This window comes from Kribbella sp. (genome assembly GCF_035687465.1).
Lineage (GTDB): Bacteria > Actinomycetota > Actinomycetes > Propionibacteriales > Kribbellaceae > Kribbella.
Genome location: NZ_DASRXP010000082.1, coordinates 1 through 6045, shown reverse-complemented (window position 1 = coordinate 6045; position 6045 = coordinate 1). Strand labels below are relative to the sequence as shown.

Sequence of the window (6045 nt, the reverse complement as noted above, 5' to 3'; positions counted from 1 at the left end):
GTTGAACATCCACTCGTTGCGCGGGTGGTTGACCCGGGCAACGGTCCGCGGGACGCCGAACTCGGTCTTGGCCAGCAGCGACATCACCAGGTTGACCTTGTCGTCACCGGTGGAGGCGATCGCGACCTGGCAGCGCTGCAGGGCCGCCTCCTCCAGGGAGGACAGCTCGCAGGCGTCCGCCAGCAGCCACTCGGCGCGCGGTACGGACTCCGCCTTGATCGCCCGCGGGTCCTTGTCGATCAGCAGGACCTCGTGGCCGTTCTCCAGCAGTTCGGCGGCGATCGATCGCCCGACGTTCCCGGCGCCGGCGATGGCTACCCGCATCACAGCTCCTCAGGCTTGGCGTCGAGCTGTGACTCGATCGCCGCGGCGTCGCGCTCCAGCATGACCACGTGCACGAGATCGCCCTCCTGGATGACGGTGTCCGTCTTCGGCAGGATGCCCTCGCCGAGCCGGGTGAGGAACGCGACCTTCGCGCCGGTGGCCTTCTCGATGTCCAGCGCCTGCCGGCCGACCCAGCCGGAGTGCACGTGCACCTCGGCCAGCCGGACCGTGCCCGACGGATCGCGCCACTCGGGCTCCGAACCGCTGGGCAGCAACCGCCGGATCATCTGATCGACGGTCCACCTCACCGTGCCGACGGTGGGGATGCCGAGCCGCTGGTAGACCTCGGCGCGGCCCGGGTCGTAGATTCTCGCGACGACGTTCTCGACGCCGAAGTTCTCCCGCGCCACCCGGGCGGCCAGGATGTTGGAGTTGTCGCCGTTGGAGACCGCGGCGAACGCCTCGGCGTCCTCGATGCCGGCCTCGATCAGGATCTCCCGGTCGAAGCCCATCCCGGTGATGGTGCGGCCGGAGAAGTTGGGGCTGAGGCGGCGGAACGAGTCGGCCGACTGGTCGATGATCGCGACCGTATGGCCGCGTTTCTCCAGCGTTCGGGCGAGCGTCGACCCGACGCGGCCGCAGCCCATGATGACGACGTGCACTCCGAGATCACTCCTTGCCCCTCACAGGGCCGCTGGCATCGGTTCGGCAGGGATAGACGCTACACCGGACCTACCGTCCCTCTAACATCACCGGTGTGACCCCCGCTCTAGGCGACATCGGCAAACGCATCCTCATCGGACGCAAGCTGCGCAGTACGCAGCTCGGCGAGACGCTGCTTCCGAAGAAGATCGCGCTCCCCGTGTTCGCCAGTGACGCTCTGTCGTCCGTCGCCTACGCGCCCGACGAGATCTTCCTGACCCTTTCGATCGCCGGCCTGGCGGCCTACTCGTTCTCCTGGAAGATCGGCCTGCTGGTCGCCTTCGTGATGCTGATCGTGGTCGCTTCCTACCGCCAGAACGTGCACGCCTACCCCTCCGGTGGTGGCGACTACGAAGTGGCCACGGTCAACATCGGGCCGACCGCGGGACTGACCGTCGCGAGCGCGCTGATGGTCGACTACGTCCTGACCGTCGCGGTGTCGATCTCCTCCGGGGTCCAGAACGCGAAGTCCGCCCTCCCGTTCCTGGCGGGGCACGAGGTCCCGCTGGGCGTCGGCCTGGTCCTGGTCCTGACGGCGTTGAACCTGCGCGGGGTGCGGGAATCCGGTGCGCTGTTCGCGATCCCGACGTACATCTTCATGGCCTCGATCATCGGGATGGCGATCTGGGGGCTGGTCCGGCTCAGCGCGGGGAATCTGCCGCTGGCCGAGAGCGCCGGCTTCGAGGTGCGGCCGGAGCCGGGGCACGAGGTGTTCAGCGGGTTCGCCGCGGCCTTCCTGCTGGCCCGGGCGTTCTCGTCCGGCTGTGCGGCCCTGACCGGCGTCGAGGCGATCAGCAACGGAGTTCCGGCCTTCCGCAAGCCGAAGAGCAAGAACGCGGCGACCACACTGCTGCTGCTCGGCACCATCGCGGTGACGATGCTGATGAGCATCCTGTTCCTGGCCGACAAGATCAGGCTCCGGTTCGCGGAGAATCCCGCCCACCAGTTGCTCCGTAACGGTGAACCGGTGGGGGACGGCTACACCCAGAAAACGGTGATCGCCCAGATCGGCGACTCGGTCTTCTCCAACTTCTCGCCCGGCTTCTACCTGGTGATCGGCGCGACCATGCTGATCCTGGTGCTGGCGGCGAACACCGCGTTCAACGGGTTCCCGGTGCTGGCCTCGATCCTGGCCAAGGACGGCTTCCTGCCGCGGCAGTTGCACACCCGGGGCGACCGGCTCGCCTACAGCAACGGCATCATCCTGCTGGCCCTGTGCGCGGTGCTGCTGATCATCGCGTTCGACGCCGAGGTGACCAAGCTGATCCAGCTGTACATCGTCGGGGTGTTCGTCTCGTTCACGCTCAGCCAGTTCGGCATGATCCGGCACTGGACCCGGCACCTGAAGACCGAGACCGACGGTGCCGTACGGCGCAAGATGTACCGGTCCCGCACCATCAACGCCATCGGCCTGACCCTGACCGGCACCGTGCTGGTGATCGTGCTGGTCACCAAGTTCACCCACGGCGCCTACATCGCGATCATCGCGATGGCGTTGCTGTTCCTGCTGATGAAGGGCATCCGGCGGCACTACGACACCGTCGGCCGGGAGATGGCCGTCGACGAGAGCGACAAGGTCAGCCTGCCGGCCCGGGTGCACGCGATCGTGCTGGTCTCCAAGCTCCACAAGCCGACACTGCGTGCGCTTGCCTTCGCAAAGGCGGCCCGGCCGTACATGCTCGAGGCTGTCACGGTCGATGTCGATAGGGACGAGTCGGAGGCGCTGCAGGCCGAATGGGATCGCCGAGACATCCCGGTGCCGCTGAAGCGCCTGGCCTCGCCGTACCGGGAGATCACCCGGCCGATCCTGCAGTACGTGCGCGACATCCGGCGGCAGTCGCCGCGGGATGTGGTGATGGTCTACATCCCGGAGTACGTGGTCGGGCACTGGTGGGAGCACATCCTCCACAACCAGAGCGCGCTGCGGCTCAAGGGCCGGCTCTTGTTCACACCTGGTGTGATGGTTACGTCCGTTCCTTACCAGCTGATCTCGTCCCAGGCGGCTGAGGAGCGGCAGGACCGTGAAGAGCGAGTCGCCGGCCAAGTTCGCCGGGGCGCGCGCAAGAGCTCAGGAGACAGGTGACGGAAGAAGAGATCGTCGGGGCGGTCGTCGAGCTGGAGGTGGGCCCGGTGGCGCACGGCGGGCACTGTGTCGCGCGCCATGACGGCCAGGTCGTGTTCGTCCGGCACGCGTTGCCCGGCGAGGTCGTCCGGGCTCGGGTGACCGAGCAGACCACGAAGTACCTGCGCGCCGACGCGATCGAGATCCTGACCGCGTCGCCGCAGCGGATCGAACCACCCTGCCCGTACGCCGGACCCGGGCGCTGCGGTGGTTGCGACTTCCAGCACGCCAACATCGTCGAGCAGCGCCGGCTGAAGGCGACCGTGGTGTCGGACACGCTGCGGCGGATCGGCGGCATCGAGCGCAACATCACGATGGAGTCGCCCGGCGACGACGGCCTCGGCTGGCGGACCAGGATGCGGTACTCCGTGGTCGACGGCCGGCCTGGCATGTTCGCGCACCGCTCACACGACCTGATCCCGATCGACCAGTGTCTGATCGCGCATCCGGATACCCCGGCAGTGCTCGACCAGCGATGGCCGGAGGCGTCCTCGGTCCAGGCGGTGGTGTCGTCCGAGGGGAAGACGGCCGTGCTGACCGACGACAACTCGGCCGGACGCGTGGTCGAGGTGGTTCGGGACCGGCGCTTCCGGGTCGAGGCGGGCGGGTTCTGGCAGGTGCATCCCGCTGCTCCGTCGATGCTGGTGGATGCGGTTCTCGCGGGGCTGGAACCAGCCGAGGGCGAGACCGCATTGGATCTGTACTCGGGGGTCGGGCTGTTCGCGGCGTTCCTGGCTGAGGCCGGGTGCGCGGTACTGGCTGTCGAGGGGGACCGGGACGCAGTACGGAACGCGCGGCGCAACCTGCACGACCTGCCGGCCGTGACGTTGGAGCAGGGGGACGTCGACAAGGTCCTGAACAACGCGGCGGGGCAGGGGCTGGAGTCGGTCGATCTGGTGGTGCTGGATCCGCCGCGCACCGGCGCGGGCAAGGCCGTCGTACGGCGGATCGCCGCCCTCACACCCCGGCGGATCGCGTACGTCGCCTGTGACCCGGCGGCGCTCGCGCGGGATCTGAAGACGTTCGGCGGGCTCGGGTACGGCGTGAGCTCGTTGCGGGCGTTCGATTTGTTCGGGATGACACATCACATAGAGTGCGTGGCTGTGCTCGAACCGCGACAGTAGTTAGTCTTTGCCGACTCAGGTACCTTTCGCTGAACTGGCACGTTGCCTGGAAACCGGCACAAGCAGGAGATCTCTCATGCCGCTCGTCGATCTGGACGACCCCGAGGAGCTACGCGCCCGCTGGAGCGCGCTCGCTGCGGTCGCCCACGCCACCGGCTTCGACCGCCGCTGGTACGCCGACGAGCAGGGCTGGTACCACCAGGACGAGACCGGATCCGACCTGCGGATGCTCCGGCTGGACCGCGAGCGGTCGGTGTTGTTCGGGTTCCACACCCAGCACAGCCAGACGGGTGGGGCCGACCTGCTGGCGGGGTCGCCGGACTGGATCGGGCAGCCGGAGGTCAGGCGGCGGATGGCCGCGGGGCAACTCGGGTTCGTCTATGGGAGCTTCAACGGGACGTGGGCGCGGGCAGGTTATCCGGGCGATCCGTGGCAGCCGGCTGACGACGGGTTCGCGGGGATCGGGACGTGGTTGACGTCCGACGAGGAAGCAGCCCGCGAGCTGATCGAGTGGGCGGCGGAGTGGGCCGACTACCTCGGCGGACTGGACGAACTGCTGCCGGTGGGGGTCGGGCTGATCCGGGCGCGAGAGCTCACGCCGGAACTGCTGCTCGACTTCTTCGACCGGCTGGGCATCGCGGCCAACTCACCCCGCCACCCAGACCTCCGCGCGGCACTGCTCGCCTCAGAATCGTTCAGAACCATCCCCGGCGAAGCATCCCCCGCAGCAGTCACCCACGCCCCGCCCACGTCCTCCACACCCACTCCCTCGGCGCCTGCCACCTACGCCCCTGGCACCTCCGGGCCTGGCGCCTCCGCGCCTCCTGTTGCGTCTGCGGCACCGGCTTCGTCCGCACCTGCTCCGTCCGCGCCCGCGGCGCCGGCTCCGTTCACACCTGCTCTGGCCGCGCCGGCGGCACCCGCGCCGGCTGCACCTAGCCAGGCCGCGCTTGGGACCCCTCCGGTTGACGAGTATTTGGACGATCTGGAGGACGAGGAAGAGTCGTTCATCGTGCCGCCGGGCGTCAGCCCGTTCACCGGGCAGCCGATCGACGAGGGCCCCCACCAGATCATCGGTGCTCCCTCCGAACCCGATGAGCCGTTCACGGAGGAGATCCCGGTCGCGTCGGAGTCGCCCTTTGCTCCGGAGCCGCCGTTCCCGGCTGAGCCGCCGCTGCGCCCGGATTCACCATTCGCTCCGGAGCCGCCGTACACGCCCGAGCCCGAACCACTACCCGAGCCGGAACCCGACCAGCCCGCCCAGCCTTCGCAGGACGGGTACGGCGTCACCGCCCGCAAACAGCGCCGCTTCGGCCGCAAGAAAAAGCGAGACGATGAGAACGCCTCCCTCGCAGGCCTAGGCCTGGTGAACCCCGACCCTGACGACCAACCGGGGTACGAGGGTCCAGCGCAGCCCGCGTACGAGGCTCAGGGCTACGCCCAGACCGGGTATGACGAGCCGGGAGTTGACCAGCGTGGGTATGAGCAGGGTCAGTACGAGCAGGAGCCGGTGTACGGGCAGCAGTCGTTGCCGTCGGCCGAGCCGCCGAGGGTCGGCGGAGGTGTCGACGAGGGCGAGGACTTCTACGCCAGCCTCTTCGCCGACGCCCCCGCAGCCGCGACCTACACCCCGGACGTAGAGACGGACCAGGTCTGGACCGAAGACCCACCCGAAGCCCCCTGGTCCGCCGACGACGCCACCAGCGAATTCGCCGCCTACACCGAAGACCCCACCCCCGACCAGCCCGCCGCCCCGACCTACGCCCAGGACCC

At 68.7% G+C, this 6045-nt stretch carries 4 protein-coding genes and 1 pseudogene; 3 read left to right on the top strand and 2 right to left on the bottom strand.

The features are described from left to right. Positions 1 to 324, bottom strand: a 324-nt coding sequence (locus tag VFG33_RS04050; RefSeq protein ID WP_325022501.1) for a potassium channel family protein, incomplete at its 3' end; no start/stop codon positions are given. Then, on the bottom strand, positions 324 to 986 hold the full coding sequence (locus VFG33_RS04045; RefSeq protein WP_325022499.1) for a potassium channel family protein: 663 nt from the start codon (positions 984 to 986) through the stop codon (positions 324 to 326). The genes VFG33_RS04050 and VFG33_RS04045, both read right to left, overlap by 1 nt. Before the next feature lie 95 nt (positions 987 to 1081). Here VFG33_RS04045 and VFG33_RS04040 point away from each other — a divergent pair, with 95 nt between their 5' ends. The 3 genes and pseudogenes from VFG33_RS04040 to VFG33_RS04030 all read left to right on the top strand — a co-directional run. Continuing rightward, a complete protein-coding gene (locus tag VFG33_RS04040; protein WP_325022497.1) occupies positions 1082 to 3109 on the top strand; it encodes an APC family permease in 2028 nt (675 codons plus the stop codon). Continuing rightward, positions 3106 to 4272 (top strand): class I SAM-dependent RNA methyltransferase, encoded by a 1167-nt coding sequence (locus tag VFG33_RS04035; protein ID WP_325022495.1) that lies wholly within the window; start codon positions 3106 to 3108, stop codon positions 4270 to 4272. Before VFG33_RS04040 ends, VFG33_RS04035 begins: the two co-directional genes overlap by 4 nt. A 76-nt stretch (positions 4273 to 4348) precedes the next feature. Further along, positions 4349 to 6045, top strand: a pseudogene (locus VFG33_RS04030) (hypothetical protein); the annotation flags it as partial.